This window comes from Klebsiella sp. WOUb02, from assembly GCF_050058015.1.
Taxonomy (GTDB): domain Bacteria; phylum Pseudomonadota; class Gammaproteobacteria; order Enterobacterales; family Enterobacteriaceae; genus Klebsiella.
Genome location: NZ_CP170110.1, coordinates 1,501,461 through 1,516,893, shown reverse-complemented (window position 1 = coordinate 1,516,893; position 15,433 = coordinate 1,501,461). Strand labels below are relative to the sequence as shown.

Annotated in this window: 11 protein-coding genes and 4 pseudogenes; 7 read left to right on the top strand and 8 right to left on the bottom strand. The window is 57.6% G+C overall.

Annotated features, from left to right (window positions below; all coding sequences use genetic code 11):
- The first annotated feature begins 409 nt into the window (after positions 1 to 409).
- The 3 genes and pseudogenes from ABOC21_RS14140 to ABOC21_RS14130 all read left to right on the top strand — a co-directional run bounded on the left by ABOC21_RS14140 (position 410) and on the right by ABOC21_RS14130 (position 3,660).
- Positions 410 to 1,156 (top strand): MipA/OmpV family protein, encoded by a 747-nt coding sequence (locus tag ABOC21_RS14140; protein ID WP_426815003.1) that lies wholly within the window; start codon positions 410 to 412, stop codon positions 1,154 to 1,156.
- A 92-nt stretch (positions 1,157 to 1,248) separates the two neighbouring features.
- Positions 1,249 to 2,104: pseudogene (locus ABOC21_RS14135) on the top strand (aldo/keto reductase).
- A 98-nt stretch (positions 2,105 to 2,202) separates the two neighbouring features.
- Positions 2,203 to 3,660: a DASS family sodium-coupled anion symporter gene (locus ABOC21_RS14130; protein WP_426815002.1), complete on the top strand. Its 1,458-nt coding sequence runs from the start codon at positions 2,203 to 2,205 to the stop codon at positions 3,658 to 3,660.
- Positions 3,661 to 3,734: 74 nt separating this feature from the next.
- On the opposite strand, the gene ABOC21_RS14125 is transcribed toward ABOC21_RS14130, so the two are convergent.
- The gene (locus tag ABOC21_RS14125) at positions 3,735 to 4,619 is read right to left on the bottom strand and encodes a D-hexose-6-phosphate mutarotase (RefSeq protein ID WP_426815001.1); all 885 of its coding nucleotides are present in this window, start codon (positions 4,617 to 4,619) and stop codon (positions 3,735 to 3,737) included.
- A gap of 87 nt (positions 4,620 to 4,706) precedes the next feature.
- Positions 4,707 to 5,702: a glyceraldehyde-3-phosphate dehydrogenase gene (gene gapA, locus ABOC21_RS14120; RefSeq protein ID WP_426815000.1), complete on the bottom strand. Its 996-nt coding sequence runs from the start codon at positions 5,700 to 5,702 to the stop codon at positions 4,707 to 4,709.
- Between the two features lie 339 nt (positions 5,703 to 6,041).
- On the opposite strand from gapA, the gene msrB reads away from it, so the two are divergent.
- Positions 6,042 to 6,443, top strand: coding sequence for a peptide-methionine (R)-S-oxide reductase MsrB (gene msrB / locus ABOC21_RS14115; protein ID WP_426814999.1), 402 nt, complete (start codon positions 6,042 to 6,044; stop codon positions 6,441 to 6,443).
- Positions 6,444 to 6,499: 56 nt separating this feature from the next.
- Positions 6,500 to 6,776, top strand: a pseudogene (locus tag ABOC21_RS14110) (YeaC family protein).
- A 60-nt stretch (positions 6,777 to 6,836) separates the two neighbouring features.
- Here the strand turns inward: ABOC21_RS14110 and yajD are convergent.
- From yajD to sppA, 5 genes and pseudogenes are all read right to left on the bottom strand, one after another.
- Positions 6,837 to 7,181, bottom strand: coding sequence for an HNH nuclease YajD (yajD, locus tag ABOC21_RS14105; protein ID WP_133597704.1), 345 nt, complete (start codon positions 7,179 to 7,181; stop codon positions 6,837 to 6,839).
- A gap of 126 nt (positions 7,182 to 7,307) precedes the next feature.
- Positions 7,308 to 8,563 (bottom strand): annotated as a pseudogene (locus tag ABOC21_RS14100) (glycoside hydrolase family 18 protein).
- A 170-nt stretch (positions 8,564 to 8,733) separates the two neighbouring features.
- On the bottom strand, positions 8,734 to 9,375 hold the full coding sequence (gene pncA / locus ABOC21_RS14095; RefSeq protein WP_426815491.1) for a bifunctional nicotinamidase/pyrazinamidase: 642 nt from the start codon (positions 9,373 to 9,375) through the stop codon (positions 8,734 to 8,736).
- A gap of 10 nt (positions 9,376 to 9,385) precedes the next feature.
- The gene (gene ansA, locus ABOC21_RS14090) at positions 9,386 to 10,402 is read right to left on the bottom strand and encodes an asparaginase (RefSeq protein WP_426814998.1); all 1,017 of its coding nucleotides are present in this window, start codon (positions 10,400 to 10,402) and stop codon (positions 9,386 to 9,388) included.
- A gap of 396 nt (positions 10,403 to 10,798) precedes the next feature.
- Positions 10,799 to 12,652, bottom strand: coding sequence for a signal peptide peptidase SppA (gene sppA, locus ABOC21_RS14085; RefSeq protein ID WP_426814997.1), 1,854 nt, complete (start codon positions 12,650 to 12,652; stop codon positions 10,799 to 10,801).
- 165 nt (positions 12,653 to 12,817) lie between these two features.
- Between sppA and ABOC21_RS14080 the strand changes: the two genes are divergently transcribed.
- The gene (locus ABOC21_RS14080) at positions 12,818 to 13,369 is read left to right on the top strand and encodes an NAD(P)H nitroreductase (RefSeq protein ID WP_426814996.1); all 552 of its coding nucleotides are present in this window, start codon (positions 12,818 to 12,820) and stop codon (positions 13,367 to 13,369) included.
- 45 nt (positions 13,370 to 13,414) lie between these two features.
- Here ABOC21_RS14080 and phoC read toward each other — a convergent pair.
- Positions 13,415 to 14,162: pseudogene (gene phoC / locus ABOC21_RS14075) on the bottom strand (acid phosphatase PhoC).
- Positions 14,163 to 14,389: 227 nt separating this feature from the next.
- Here phoC and selD point away from each other — a divergent pair.
- A complete protein-coding gene (gene selD / locus ABOC21_RS14070; RefSeq protein WP_426814995.1) occupies positions 14,390 to 15,433 on the top strand; it encodes a selenide, water dikinase SelD in 1,044 nt (347 codons plus the stop codon).

Sequence of the window (15,433 nt, the reverse complement as noted above, 5' to 3'; positions counted from 1 at the left end):
TTAGCACAAGTTGAGAGCGTTCATATGAATAGTGGGTGCTCCCGGAAGAGGTAAGCAGAGCGCGACGTCTACTTATTCTCCAGCAACCCTTATGCCAGGTTGTCGATGAGATCAAGATAACGTGCCCTGCAATGACGCCTTCTAAATTAAAGCGTAGATGCATTTAGAAAACTTGCATGCAGCGAAAAATCAATTTCAATGACATATCAATAACTCATCCCAAAAAGGGGGGCTTTTTAGCACGTCTTGCCGGGGGCCTTCATCCTGTTGTCATGAAGCTGCGGGTCCGGGCTCCCGTATTAACGCGAGGGTGAGTCATTTTTTGTAATGACGGGTAAAGAATTTGAGGCACGAGGCCTACGACGCTAAACTGCCTGCGCGGATTATTTGACAAACGGGAATATGGATTGTGAAGAAGATCAAATCTCTGGCACCAGGCGTGTGTCTTTTGGCCTGTGTCTCAGCAGCACACGCCGACGGGAAGTTAACGCTGGGGGCCGGCGTGGGTATCGTCGAAAGCCCGTATAAGCAATATGACGTCGACGTTTACCCGGTGCCGGCTATCAGCTACGAGAGCGATAATTTTTGGTTCCGTGGCTTAGGCGGTGGTTACTACTTATGGAATGACGAGAGCGATAAGCTGTCGGTTACCGCCTACTGGTCGCCGATGTACTTTAAGCCGGGCGATAGCGACAGCGAACAGCTGCGCAAGCTGGATCGGCGTAAATCGACGATGATGGCCGGGCTCTCCTACGTGCACAACACCCAGTATGGCTTCCTGCGCACCACCCTCGCTGGCGATACGCTGGATAACAGCAACGGGATCACCTGGGACATGGCCTGGCTCTATCGCTATACCAACGGCAACCTGACCCTAACGCCGGGTATCGGCGTGGAGTGGAGCAGCGACAATCAGAACGAATACTACTACGGCGTCTCGAAGCATGAATCCGAGCGCAGTGGCCTGCGCAGCTACGACCCGGATAGCAGCTGGAACCCGTATCTCGAACTGTCGGCAAACTATCGCTTCCTCGGCGACTGGAGCGTTTACGGCCTGGCGCGCTACACCCGCCTGTCCGACGAAATCACCGACAGTCCGATGGTGGATAAATCCTGGAGCGGTCTGATCTCCACCGGGATCACCTACACTTTCTGATTGTGCATCTTTATAGTGATATCTGTGCATCAAAACAGGGCGTAATGCCCTGTTTTGCATTACGGTGGTGCAATAAAAGACGGGAGGTGGCGATGATGGTAAAAACTGGCGCTTTGGGCGATCGGCCGGCGGCGCCTGCCATTGGGCAGGGGACCTGGTATATGGGGCAAAACGGCGCGCATCGCTCGCAGGAAGCGGCTGCACTGCGAGCGGGCGTTGAGCTCGGGCTGACGGTTATCGATACCGCCGAAATGTACGCCGACGGCGGGGCGGAAGAGGTAGTGGGCGAGGCGCTTCGCGGCCTGCGCGACCGCGTGACGCTGGTGTCCAAAGTCTATCCGTGGCACGCCGGCGGGCGCAAGATGCGCGAGGCCTGCGAAGCCAGCCTGCGTCGCCTGAAGTGTGACTATCTCGATCTCTACCTGCTGCACTGGCGGGGGGATTTCCCGCTGGCCGAAACCGTCGAGGCGATGGAGGCGCTGGTCGCTCAGGGTAAAATTCGCCGCTGGGGCGTCTCCAATTTCGATACCGACGATATGCGAGAGCTGTGGCAGGTGCCCGGCGGCAGACGCTGTGCGACCAACCAGGTGCTGTACCATCTGGCCTCGCGCGGCATTGAATACGAGCTGCTGCCGTGGTGTCAGCGACAGCAGACTGCCGGTGATGGCCTACAGCCCGCTGGCCCAGGCCGGCCGCCTGCGCGATGGTTTAATCAATCATCCGGCCCTCAACAACCTGGCGCAGGAAAAGGGCGTTACGGTCGCGCAGCTCTTGCTGGCGTGGGTCATCAGCCACAAAGGGGTGATGGCGATTCCAAAGGCGGGAAGCATCGCGCACGTTAAAGAGAACGCGGCCGCCCTTGAGGTGGTGCTGGAGGAGAAAGATATCGCGGTGCTGGAAAAGGCCTTCCCGGCGCCGGGGCGCAAAACGCCTTTAGACATGGTTTAAGGGGGCTGATTTTACAAAGGCATCTGCGGGTTTCGTTGATGAATATCAATGCTCAGCTGTGATTATCCTCTTAAAGATAAAAGAAAAAGGAGAATCACATGACTGAACCTAACAAACCCCTGGACGTGAAGCTGGCCTTTCCCCTCTGGAAAGCCGCCCTGACAATTCTGTTCGGCGCACTTATCTGGTTTACCCCTCCGCCTGATGGGTTGGCCATTCACGCATGGCAAATGTTTGCTATTTTTGCCGCTACGATCTTTGCCATCATCCTGAAGGTGATGCCGATGGGGGCGGTGACGATGATTGCGCTGATCGTCTCCGCGTTTTTAGGCGTGACGCCTCTCTCGCCGGGTAAAGGCGACAAAATCGCGGCGCTTTCCGGGTTTGCCAACGGTACGATCTGGTTGATTGGTATCGCGATGTTCATCTCCCGGGCGGTGATTAAGACCGGGCTGGGCAAGCGGGTGGCGCTGTGGTTTATTTCCAAATGCGGTTCAAGCATGCTGGGCGTAGCCTATGGTTTGGCCCTCTCTGACGTTGTCCTGGGGCCGGGCATTCCCTCGGCGTCGGCGAGGGGCGGCGGCATTATGTATCCTATTACGCAGTCCATTGCCACCGCCTACCAGTCGGAGCCAGGCGCGACGGCCAGAAAAGCCGGCGCCTTTTTAATGCTCTGCGTTTCGCAGATTGACGCCATCGTCTGTACGATGTTTTTAACGGCGATGGCGGGTAACCCGCTGATAGCCGAACTGGCGAGGAGCCAGGGCATTGAAATCACCTGGACCACCTGGTTTGTCGGCGCGATCGTGCCGGGGATCGCCTCTTTGATCCTGCTGCCGCTGGTGCTGTACGCTATTTATCCGCCGCAGCTGAAGAAAACGCCGGAAATCCCCGCGATCGCCAGAGAAGAGCTGCGTAAAATGGGGCCGATGTCGCTGGCGGAAAAAATCCTCGCGCTTGATTTTGTTCTGCTGATCTTGCTCTGGACGGTGGGCGATATTTTCTTTGCCATTCCCGCTACCCTTTCCGCGTTTATTGGGCTGATGGTGCTGCTGGTCAGCAATATCATGTCGTGGAAAAATATCATCGAAGAGAAAACGGCCTGGGATACCATGTTCTGGTTTGCCGTACTGGTGATGATGGCCAACGCGCTCAACAAGTACGGCATGATTAGCTGGATATCCGAGCGGATTGTCGGCTATGTCGGCCACTTCGAGTGGATAACGGTCTTCTTAGTGCTGGTCGCGGTCTATTTCTATACCCGCTATTTCTTCGCCTCGGCGATGGCGCATATTTCCGCTATGTACCTGGCGTTTCTGGCCGTTGCCGTTTCCGTCGGCGTGCCGCCGCTTTTCGCCGCCCTGGTGCTGGGCTATACCTCGAACCTGTCGATGGGGCTGACGCAGTACTCTGGCGGCCCTGGGCCCGCTCTGTTCGGTTCCGGCTATAACACCACGGGTCAGTGGTGGGGCGTCAGCTTTGTGGTGTCGATTGCGTCTATCTTCATCTGGCTGGTGCTGGGAGGCGCGTGGATGAAGCTGGTGGGGTTCTGGTAACGGAGCCGCGTCGCATGCGTCATCGGTAAAAAACAGGGCGATTGCGCCCTGTTTTCGATCCCGCGTCTGCGGTTTTAGCGTTGAGTGACGCGAATGGTCTGCGCCAGACGCGACGGTTTCTCTTCGCTGGCTTTCTGCGACTCGGTGACGCAGCAGGTTTCGACGCAAACGAAGGTTTTGTAGCCGTCGTCCGGCATATCGCCCATGCTCACCGAAAGCGCCGGGCCGGGGTTCCAGCCCACCACGTTGCTGTTATGGTGATGAATAACGTCAATGCTGCGGTTCAGCGCGCCGTCGTGGATAACGCTGCAGGCATCCGCGTTGAGGTAGACGCGGTCGGTGCGATCCGGGAAGGTCTCTTCGCCGTGGCTCAGCACGCCTTCCTGCGCGTTGTTCACCTTATCAATATAGCGCTCGCCGAGGCCGCTAACCTTCACCGCCGCGATATCCCCGACGTTGAAGTAGCTATGCAGGGCGGAGGTGGTTTCGAATTCGCCGTGCGCTTCCAGTTCGATTTCGCAGGTTTTACCCAGCTTGAAGCGCGCGTACAGCGTAAATTCGTGCGGCCAGTACTGACGGGTCTTATCGCTGCTTTTCAGTTCGAAGGTCAGCAGCACGCCGCTTTCGTCTTCATTATGACCCTTCAGCGCCCACGGCAGATTGCGCGCGAAACCGTGGGAGGGGAGGCCCTGCTGTGCCGACGGGCCAAACCACGGCCAGCAGATCGGCACGCCGCCGCGCAGCGCGACGCCGGTTTTAAACGGCGTGTTCCCGCTCAGCCACAGCACCTCTTCTTCTCCGGCGGGTTTCCAGGAGAGCAGATGCGCGCCCTGGAAGGCGACGGAGGCTTTGACCTGCGGATGGTCAACGACGATCAGCTCAAGGTCGTCAAGTTGGCGGCGGGAGAGGACCGGGGTAACTTGTTCAATAACCGGGAGAGCAAAAATTTTGTTAATCATGGTGCAATCCTTGGTGTACAGGTACGGAGTTAAGCCATAAAAAAAGGCGACCGAAGTCGCCTTTTTGGATCAGGTTCTCATCTCAACTTATTTGGAGATGTGAGCGATCAGGTCCAGAACTTTGTTGGAGTAGCCGGTTTCGTTGTCGTACCATGAAACCAGTTTCACGAAGTTGTCGTTCAGGGCGATACCTGCTTTAGCATCGAACACGGAAGTGCAAACTTCGCCGTTGAAATCGGTAGATACAACGTCGTCTTCGGTGTAGCCCAGAACGCCTTTCATTGCGCCTTCGGAAGCAGCTTTGATAGCTTTCTTAATGTCTTCGTAAGAAGCAGCTTTTTCCAGACGAACGGTCAGATCCACAACGGATACGTTCGGAGTAGGAACGCGGAACGCCATACCGGTCAGTTTGCCATTCAGTTCTGGCAGGACTTTACCTACAGCTTTAGCAGCGCCGGTAGAGGACGGGATGATGTTCTGGGATGCGCCGCGGCCGCCGCGCCAGTCTTTATGAGACGGGCCATCAACGGTTTTCTGAGTTGCGGTGGTCGCATGAACGGTGGTCATCAGCGCTTCGATGATGCCGAAGTTGTCGTTGATAACTTTAGCCAGCGGTGCCAGGCAGTTAGTGGTGCAGGATGCGTTAGAAACGATGTCCTGACCTTCGTATTTGTCAAAGTTAGCGCCTTTAACAAACATCGGAGTGTTGTCTTTGGACGGGCCAGTCAGAACGACTTTTTTCGCGCCAGCAGTGATGTGTTTACGAGCGGTTTCGTCAGTCAGGAACAGACCAGTTGCTTCAGCAACGATGTCAACGCCTACTTCGTCCCACTTCAGGTTAGCCGGATCGCGTTCAGCGGTAACACGGATTTTTTTACCGTTAACGACCAGATGACCGTCTTTCACTTCAACGGTACCGTTGAAACGGCCGTGAGTGGAGTCATACTTCAGCATGTAAGCCATGTAGTCAGCGTCTAACAGGTCGTTGATTGCAACGATCTCGATGTCAGAACGTTCTTGAGCAGCACGGAAAACAATGCGACCGATACGGCCAAAACCGTTGATACCTACTTTGATAGTCATATATTCCACCAGCTATTTGTTAGTGAATAAAAGGTTGCCTGTAAAATTACAAAAACCTTACGCAGCGTCAAGCGGAATCGTGTCAATCATTGCGACAAATCAATCCAGAGCACACCTTTGCGCGATTGATTTGCCTCACTCTCCCTTTGAGCCCAATTCCATATGGGGTCTGCGCGCGGAATTTTAAAGGTCATTAAAGATAAAAATGTGATTTATGTCACAATTATCTAGCTGCCCATCGGCATCGAATAAGTTTAGAACAAAACTCCACGCTTCATTGTTAATGTTTTGTTAGAATCGAAGGGTTAAAGTTGTCCTTTCACAGCGAGAAGCATGCACATGTCGAATAAACCCTCCTCGGACGAGCTCAAAAAAGAGTTGAGCGAGATGCAGTTTTACGTGACGCAGAATCACGGCACCGAGCCGCCGTTCACCGGCCGACTGCTCCACAACAAGCGAGACGGCGTCTACCACTGCCTGGTGTGCGACGCGGCGCTGTTTCACTCGCAAACCAAGTATGATTCAGGCTGCGGCTGGCCGAGCTTTTTTGAGCCGGTAAGCGAAGAGGCGATTCGCTATCTTAACGATTACTCTCACGGTATGCAGCGCACGGAAATTCGCTGCGGTAAGTGCGATGCTCATCTTGGACACGTCTTCCCGGATGGTCCGCAGCCGACCGGCGAGCGTTTTTGCGTAAACTCGGCCTCGTTAAGCTTCAGCGATGAGGATAATGGCGAGTAGATCAAGGGCTAGAGAAACGATTCAGCAAATTATTCCAATGCGGAGTTGAGCGGACGATGGATATCGAGCAAATTATCGACAGTATGACCCCGGAAGTTTATCAGCGTCTGGCCACGGCGGTGGAGCTGGGAAAATGGCCGGATGGGGTAGCGTTAACTCCGGAGCAGAAAGAGAACAGCCTGCAGCTGGTGATGCTGTGGCAGGCGCGGCACAACGTCCAGGCCCAGCATATGACCATCGATACCAGCGGGCAGATGGTGATGAAGAGCAAGCAGCAGACTGAAAGTGGAGTTCGGCATTACGCCAGAACCTATTGTGACTTTTAAATCCTGAGCGGATGCTTATGCAGGCCCGGCGGGTTTCGCCGCCGGGCGCTGAAGCTTTACGAACCGGTTACTTCTTGTTCATCATCGCTTTAAGGTCGGCAAACGGATTATATTTTGCCTCACCGACGCTCTTTTGCGCGTCTTCGCCCGCCACCACCGTTGAACCATACAGATCGGCTTCCGTGTATTTGGAGTGCTCGTGGTCGTGACAGTACAGGCATAGCATCTCCCAGTTGCTGCCATCTTCCGGGTTATTGCTGTGATCGTGATCGATATGGTGCACCGTCAGCTCACGCAGGTTCGAATAGACAAATTCACGGGAACAGCGTCCGCAGACCCACGGGAAGAGTTTTAGCGCCTTTTCGCGATAGCCAACTTCCAGACGGGCGTAGTTTTTGGGGATAAAAGCCATAAAGCCCCATGCCTCCTGTAGCAAATGAAAAGCTGCGCCAGAGCCTGGCGCAGCCGATTGCGGCAATCATAACCTATCCCAGGGCGCGACACACCTCATCTCCTGCAGGGCGGCCTGGTTCGCGGGTTAGTGCTTAATCCCCAGCGATTCCGCCAGTCTGTCTGGCCAGCTGGTTTTGCTCATCGGCGCCGTACTCCCAGAACATCGCGCCTGCCAGCCCCTTACTCTTGATATAGTCGGCCTTGAGGGCCACGGAACGCGGGTTTTCGTAGGAGAGCGCAAACAGTTCCTTGCCGTCCGTCGACTGCACCGACAGCCACGGCACCTTCGCCTGGTCATCCCAGTGCTCGCTAAAGCGCTGGTGCGGATCGTTAAGTAGCTTCGCGACGATATCGTTGTACTTCACGTAGGTATCTTTGCTCAGATCGAAGCCCAGAGATTTGAACAGGGCGATCTGTTCGGCGCCGAAGTAAGGCCGGGTGGCGGGATTTTTCTGCGCATCGGGTTTGCTCCAGTCGATACCCGGCTCAACCGCCCGTTTGGGCACCCGGCCATAGAAACCAATGCCGAGGTTCATCTGGCCCGGCTGCAAACCGGCGGCAAGATAGTTGTTAACCACAAAATCGGCGCTGTACTTATCCGCCGCCGCCACCGTCGGCCACCGCGTTGAATCATACAGATTAGAGTTGAAGTACTGGGTGCCGTAGGCCATGTCGTAGGTCATCAGGTTGATGTAATCCAGCAGCGGGGCGATAGCCTTAACGTCGACCCAGCTTTTGGGGCTTTCGGCGTTGGCGCCCACGGCGATGGTCACCAGCTTTTTCTGGCCAAACGCGGCCCGCAGCTCCTTCAGCAGGGCGGTAAAGTTATCGCGGTCGGCCGGCTGGCTGGCGACCAGCCCCCACGCGCCGTTGACCGGATACTCCCAGTCGAGGTCGATACCGTCGAGGCCATACTGCGCGACGATCTCCTGCGCCGAACGGATAAAGGTCGCGCGGCTCTCCGCGCTGGCCGCCGCGCCGGAAAATCCGCGTGCCCCCCAGCCGCCAACGGAAAGCAGCACCTTCAGCTCCGGGTTCTGCTGGCGCAGGGCGGGGATTTTGCGCAAATCAGCCTGCACTTTTGGCGACAGCCAAATCTGATGCAGGCGGGCGGGGTTTTTTAACGCCGCGTTGGTTTCATCCTTTTCGTCGTTGTAGACCAGGCCAAAGGAGTAGTTGAGGTGGGTAATCTGGCGCACGTCCAGCTTATCGATGTCGCCGCCCGGCCCGGCGGTGACGTCGCCGCCGCCGTTAAAGTAGCCGACGGACATCAGGGAGTGAGCAGAGACAGGCTGAGGTGCAAAGCAGGGGTAATGCTGCCAGCAAAGGCAAAAGTTTCATGGACGATCCTCTTTGACATTAAAAAAACAAACGAGCCACGGGAATAGCGTGGCGAAAAAATAGCCCGTCCACACTAGCAGCAATAGCCTGTTGAATCTGCGAGTTAGCTCAATGAATAGCGCAGAGGAAGCGCAAAGGAGTGGCCCGAAGCGCCGGCTTCGGGCGAGGGCTCAGGCCTGGGTTTCCAGCCAGTCGCTGAGAGTGTAGAGCGTCGCGCCGGCGGCGGCCATCGCCATAAAGGCGTGGGCGCCGTCCTGCGGCTGGATATTGACGGCGCGACAGCCGTCGGTAATCACGCTAACGCGATATCCGAGGTTGAGCGCGTCCAGCACCGTAAACTGAACGCAGTAGTCGGTCGCCAGACCCAGCACGATAAGCTCGGCGATCCCGCGTTCCCGCAGCCAGTCGTCGAGCCGGGTTTTGTGGCGATGGCCGTTGTCGAAAAAGGCGCTATAGCTATCAATCGCCGGATTTTCGCCCTTGTGGAACACGGCGGCGATATCCTGCTGTTGAAGCAGCGGGTGCAGCTGTGCCCCGGCGCTATGCTGCACGCAGTGATCCGGCCAGAAGGTCTGCGCCAGTCCGTCGAGTTCGCCCTGCGAGTAGGGCTCGACCTGATGCTGGCTGGCGAAGCTGCCGTGGTTTGCCGGATGCCAGTCCTGGCTGGCGACCACGATTTCGCCGCGCGCCAGGCTCCAGTCGATCAGCCGGTTGGCGACATCGACGGTGCTATCGCCCTGCGGAACGGCGAGCGCGCCGCCCGCGCAAAAATCATTTTGTAAATCAACCAGCAGCAGTGCTCGATTGGTCATCATAAGCTCCTTACTCATCGGGAGTCAGCTCGCCGCGCAGGTTTTCCTGCATCAGGCGGCGAATGGCCTCAGCATCAAGATTCTGGCTCAGCAGGTAGTGCAGCTTGGTCAGAGTCGCCTCGACGGTCATGTCGAAACCGCCGATCACGCCCGCCTGGGCGAGGGCGTTGCCGGTGGCATAGCCGCCCATGTTGACCTTGCCGGACATACACTGCGTCAGGTTAATCACCACAATTCCGCGCTGGCTGGCTTCAGTCAGAACCTGAATAAACTCGCCGTTCTGCGGGGCGTTACCGACGCCATAAGAGCGCAGGATCAGCGCCTTCACCGGCTGGCGGAGAAAATTGCGCACCACCTCGGCGGAGATCCCCGGATAAATCGTCACCACGCCGATCGGCTGCGGCGTAATCGGGTGCACGATCAGTTCGCCCACGCCGTGCGGCGCCGGCGGCGTCCCGAGGCGGCGGATATGGATCCCGGCCTCCAGCAGCGGCGCCAGGTTCGGCGAAGCAAAGGCGTTGAAGCCGTCGGCATGGGCTTTAGTGGTGCGGTTGCCGCGATACAGACAGTTGTTGAAAAACAATGCCACTTCGTTAATCGGATAGTTCGCGGCAACGTACAGCGCGTTCAGCAGATTGATCTGCCCGTCGGAACGCAGCTCGGCCAGCGGGATTTGTGACCCTGTCACAATTACCGGCTTGCCCAGATTCTCCAGCATGAACGACAGCGCCGAGGCGGTAAACGCCATGGTGTCGGTGCCGTGGAGGATCACGAAACCATCATACTCATGATAGTGGGTGCGAATATCTTCCGCGATATGCTGCCAGTCCTCCGGCGTCATATCGGACGAATCCATCAGCGGGGCATATTCGTGAATGGTAAAGTCCGGCATCTCCGGACGGTGGAACTCAGGCATCAGCGCGAGCTGACGCTGCAGGTGGCCGGAGACGGGGATATAGCCGTGTTCGGAGCGCTGCATACCGATGGTCCCACCGGTGTAGGCAACGTAAATCGATTTCTTTTGCATAACATCGCTTAGGTTGTACGTAGACAGGCGCAGTATAAAGTGGTCGCGAAAAAAATACAGCGTCTATACCCGTCATACTTCGAGCTGCAGATGCGTTAGCTGCGCTTACTCACCCCGGTCACATAGTGGCCTATGCTCCCGGGGATTCGCTCGCTTGCCGCCTTTCTGCAACTCGAATTATTTAGGGTATACCCGGTATTCGGGTTACTGCTGTGCTGGCTGTCCGGTCACATAATTAGCCTGTGATCCCGGAGATTCACTCACTTGCCGCGTGATTCGGCCTCCGGCCTCACCCCTTCTGGGCCAGCGCAACGAATTATTTAGGGTATACCTGCTGTTGCGGGGGAAAAATAAAACCCCGGCCGATAGCCGGGGTTTGTTGTCGAACGGGGAGGTCTAGCGGATATTGGCGCAGGTCAGGCAGAAGGCGTAGCGGTTCTGCGGATCGTTAAACGCCGCCAGCTTGTCGCTTTCGGCCTTCACCGCACTGGCCGCCGCCGCGACGGGCGCGGGCAGCCAGGCCTGCAGCGTCGCCGGCAGCGACGCGCGCACGGAACCGGTCAGGCTATCAACCACCATCGAGAAGAAGGTCGGATCTTCCTGGTAGTAATCGATGTGCCACTGCTTCAGCTTCGCCAGCTCTGCGGCTTTCGCCACCGCGTCGTCGAAGTCGCCGAGGCTATCAACCAGGCCGTTGGCCCTGGCATCTTCGCCGGTCCAGACGTGGCCCTGGGCAATCTGGTCAACTTTTTCCGGCGTGCTCTTACGCGCGTTAGCCACCAGGGTAATAAAGCGCTTATAGCCGTTCTCAATGCTCAGCTGCATCATTTGCTGCACTTCCGGCGGCAAGGATTTGGTAGTGGAGACATCCGCCAGCGGCGAAGTGGACACGCCGTCGGTATGCACGCCGATAGAGCCGAGGGTGTTTTCAACGGTGTTGATGACGCCAAAGATGCCGATGGAGCCGGTGAGGGTGCTCGGGTTCGCCACGATGTAATCCGCCGGGGTGGAGATCCAGTAGCCGCCGGAGGCCGCCATGCCGCCCATGGAAACCACCACCGGTTTGCCCGCCGCTTTCGCCGCGGCCAGCTCTTCGCGAATCACTTCCGAAGCGCTGACGCTGCCGCCAGGGCTGTTAACGCGCAGCACGATGGCTTTCACCTTCGGATCGAGGCGCGCATCGCGGATCTGGGCGGCGGTGGTATCGCCGCCGACGTTGCCCGGGGTTTCTTCACCGTCCATGATCGCGCCGTTCGCGAAGATAACCGCAATTGCGGCGCCCTGGTCGGACGGTGTTTTCACGCTGTAGTCGTAATAGCTGATGGCGCGATAGTTGTTATCCGCCTTGCTCCAGCCAAACTGTTTGGTCAGCGCCTTTTCGATATCGCTGGAAGTGCCCAGCTCATCAACCAGCTTGCTGTCGAGGGCGTATTTCGCCGTATCGCCGTCGACTTTACGCAGGCCGTCGAGCACGCCCTGGGCGCCGGGGAACAGCTGCTGGACGGTGATCTGCCGGTTGGCGGCGATGGTATTGAGATAGTTCTGCCACAGCTCGCCAATCCAGCGGCTGTCGGCTTCACGGGCGGCCGGAGACATATCGTCGCGGATAAACGGCTCGACCGCTGACTTGTAGGTGCCGACGCGGAAAACGTGGGTGGACACCTTCAGCTTATCGAGCAGCGACTTGTAGTACAGGCCGTTGGTGGCGAAACCGTGCAGGTCAACTTCGCCCTGCGGCGAGAGCCAAATTTTATTGGCGAAGCTTGCCAGATAGTACTGCCCCTGGCTGTAGCTGCTGCCGATGGCGTAGACCGGTTTGCCGCTATCGCGGAATTCGCGCAGCGCTTTACCGATGTACTGCATTGACGGCTGGTCGCCGCCGGCAAAATTCTTCAGATCCAGCACGATGCCGGTGATATTGCGGTCGTCTTTCGCCTGACGGATGGTTTGTACGATATCAAACAGCGAGTTTTCCTGCAGGCGGTCCGAGCTGGCGCCAAACAGCTGGCGGCCAATCACGCCAAGCTTGCTGCTGGCCGAAGGCTTGTCGACCACGACGCCGGTAATATCCATCAGCAGCGCGCCGCGGGCGGTATGCTCCGCGGTGCTGCTGCTGAACTGCGCCCAGATGCCGATGCACACTAGCACCAGCAGCAGGAAAACCAGGTTTAGCGCGAGCTGACGAACAAAATTAAGTACTCGCCACGTCCATTTAAAAAATCCGGCAATCAGTCGCCAAAGGGTTCGCATGTATTCTCCCTAACATTATCAAAAGTGGGCTAACCGCAGGGGCTGCCGCGTCTGGCTATCCTAAAGAGAGCATCGGCGCTTGTCAGCAGGAATCACCCGTCGGGCTGTAACAAAATTCTTGTGCATGTTAATTTTATGAAAAATAACCTCACAGGAGTTACATAGATGGATGCTCTCGACCTACTGGTTAACCGCCGCAGCGCCTCACGCCTGGCCGAGCCGGCCCCGGCCGGCGAACAGCTGGAAAATATTCTCCGTGCCGGCCTGCGCGCCCCGGATCACGGGACGCTGCAGCCGTGGCGGTTCTTTATTATTGCCGATGAAGGGCGAGAGCGCTTCAGTCAGCTGTTGGAAAAAGGCGCGCTGGCCGCCGGGCAGGATGAAAAGGGCGTAGAGAAAGCGCGCAGCGCGCCGTTCCGGGCGCCGTTGATTATCACCGTGGTTGCCCGCTGTGAGGATCATCCGAAGGTGCCTAAGTGGGAGCAGGAGATGTCGGCGGGCTGCGCGGTGATGGCGATGCAGATGGCCGCGGTCGCTCAGGGATTCAACGGGATCTGGCGCAGCGGGGCGTTAACCGAAAGCGCCATCGTGCGTGAAGGGTTTGCCTGCCGCGAGCAGGATAAAATCGTCGGTTTCCTCTATCTGGGCACGCCGCAGCTTAAAGCGTCAACCAGCATCGCCGTTGCCGATACCGCGCCGTTCGTCGTGCGCTTCTGAGCATTGAGCGCCCGGCAGGCGCTTGCCGCCGGGCTGCCTTACGCACTACTTCTGCTGTTTGGCAAACTCGTCTTTCGCTTTCTGCAGACTGCTGCTGGAAAGCCGGATTGGTATGCAGCGTCGCGACGACCGCTGAGCCGACAATCCGCGCGGCGTCGACGTCGCTTTGCCAGTGATAGCCGCAGATGACCCGACTCTCGCCGAGCTCGTAGCCGCGCTTGAGGATTTCGTTCTGCCGCTGCGGGTTAACTTCGGCCAGCACCAGCGCCGTGGCCCAGCCGATAGAGGTGTGGCCGGAAGGATAGGAGCCGTTTTTCGACAGCTTATCCTGCTCGGTGGTGTTGCAGGTGGCGACGCCGTAAAACGCGAACGGGCGAATGCGCATGTACTTCTCTTTCGCCCCGCGGGTCGCCAGGTCGCCGGCATCTTCAATCATATTGGTCAGCAGCTTGTGCAGCGCCGGCGCGTCTTTTTCGGTGATCGGCGAGCCGAATGCGCCGGAGAAGGCGTTCGCCACGCCGCCGGCGCTAAGGTTTGCGTCTTCCGCCGCCAGCTTACCGCGCTCGGTCGCCCGCAGCAGACGTCCTTTCTCATACATCGCCTGATCGTTTAAAAAGGCAATGCTGCCCACTTCCGGCGGCGGCGGCAGGAGCGCCAGGCTATCGATGGCCTGAGCATTTTTCAGGTAATAGAGGTCAGGCTTGGTTGTGGCATCGTTACCCGTTGCCGTCAGGGCAAAAGCGTTAACGGAGAAGAGGCCGGCCAGGCAAAGGGCGAGAACGCGCTTTTTCATCAAAATCTCCTTTCGTTGATATCTGTCCACAGAGAGCAGAACGTTTCTTTGTCACATTTCTGTCATCTTTTAGTTAAAGTTAAAAGGCCGTTAAAAAAATGGCTCCTTATCGCAAAATCGCATATTTGTGTGCTTAATAAGCAACTATTCGCGATTTCAGACTGTCGTACTTACCACCTTGACGTTTGGGCGCTACCATAGCGGGATTGCAATGACAGGAGATGTCCATGAGCGAGCAAGCTATTCGTTTAACGCAATACAGCCACGGAGCCGGTTGCGGGTGTAAAATTTCCCCTAAAGTGCTGGAAACTATCCTTAAAAGTGACCAGGCAAAATTTATTGACCCCAACCTGCTGGTGGGCAATGAAACCAGCGACGACGCGGCGGTCTACGACCTGGGTAACGGCACGTCCATCATCAGCACCACCGACTTTTTTATGCCGATTGTCGACAGTCCGTTCGACTTTGGGCGCATTGCCGCGACTAACGCGATCAGCGATATTTTCGCGATGGGCGGAAAACCGATTATGGCAATCGCCATCCTCGGCTGGCCGATTAACACCCTGGCGCCGGAAATCGCCCGCGAAGTGGTTGACGGCGGCCGTTTCGCCTGCCAGCAGGCGGGGATCTCTCTGGCCGGCGGCCACTCCATCGACGCGCCGGAGCCAATTTTTGGCCTTGCGGTGACCGGCGTGGTGCCCACCGAACGCATCAAGAAAAACAGCACCGCCGAGGCGGGCTGCCGGCTGTTCCTCACCAAACCGCTGGGGATCGGCGTACTGACCACCGCCGAGAAAAAATCCCTGCTCAAAGCTGAGCATCAGGGGCTGGCCACCGACATCATGTGTCAGATGAACCTTGTCGGCGCCGCATTTGCCAATATTGATGGCGTGAAGGCGATGACCGACGTCACCGGCTTTGGCCTGCTTGGGCACCTGAGCGAAGTATGTCGCGGGGCGGGGGTTCAGGCGCAGCTGAACTATGCCGACATCCCGAAACTGCCGGGGGTGGAAGAGTATATTCTCGCCGGCGCGGTTCCCGGCGGCACCGGGCGCAATTTTGCCAGCTACGGCCACCTGATGGGCGAAATGCCGGCGGAGTGGCGCGATCTGCTGTGCGATCCGCAAACCTCCGGCGGCCTGCTGCTGGCGGTATCGCCGGAAGCCGAGGCCGAGGTACGCGCGGCGGCAGAGGCGTCCGGGGTGACGCTGGCCGCGATCGGCGAGCTGGTTCCCGCCCGCGGCGGACGCCCCATGATCGAGATCCGTTGA

What these genes read in the sequence shown, in the direction of transcription:
- ABOC21_RS14130 (WP_426815002.1), top strand. Translation starts at nt 2,203, where the DNA reads ATGACTGAACCTAACAAACCCCTGGACGTGAAGCTGGCCTTTCCCCTC.
- ABOC21_RS14125 (WP_426815001.1), bottom strand. Translation starts at nt 4,619, where the DNA reads ATGATTAACAAAATTTTTGCTCTCCCGGTTATTGAACAAGTTACCCCG.
- gapA (WP_426815000.1), bottom strand. Translation starts at nt 5,702, where the DNA reads ATGACTATCAAAGTAGGTATCAACGGTTTTGGCCGTATCGGTCGCATT.
- msrB (WP_426814999.1), top strand. Translation starts at nt 6,042, where the DNA reads ATGTCGAATAAACCCTCCTCGGACGAGCTCAAAAAAGAGTTGAGCGAG.
- yajD (WP_133597704.1), bottom strand. Translation starts at nt 7,181, where the DNA reads ATGGCTTTTATCCCCAAAAACTACGCCCGTCTGGAAGTTGGCTATCGC.
- pncA (WP_426815491.1), bottom strand. Translation starts at nt 9,375, where the DNA reads ATGACCAATCGAGCACTGCTGCTGGTTGATTTACAAAATGATTTTTGC.
- ansA (WP_426814998.1), bottom strand. Translation starts at nt 10,402, where the DNA reads ATGCAAAAGAAATCGATTTACGTTGCCTACACCGGTGGGACCATCGGT.
- sppA (WP_426814997.1), bottom strand. Translation starts at nt 12,652, where the DNA reads ATGCGAACCCTTTGGCGACTGATTGCCGGATTTTTTAAATGGACGTGG.
- ABOC21_RS14080 (WP_426814996.1), top strand. Translation starts at nt 12,818, where the DNA reads ATGGATGCTCTCGACCTACTGGTTAACCGCCGCAGCGCCTCACGCCTG.
- selD (WP_426814995.1), top strand. Translation starts at nt 14,390, where the DNA reads ATGAGCGAGCAAGCTATTCGTTTAACGCAATACAGCCACGGAGCCGGT.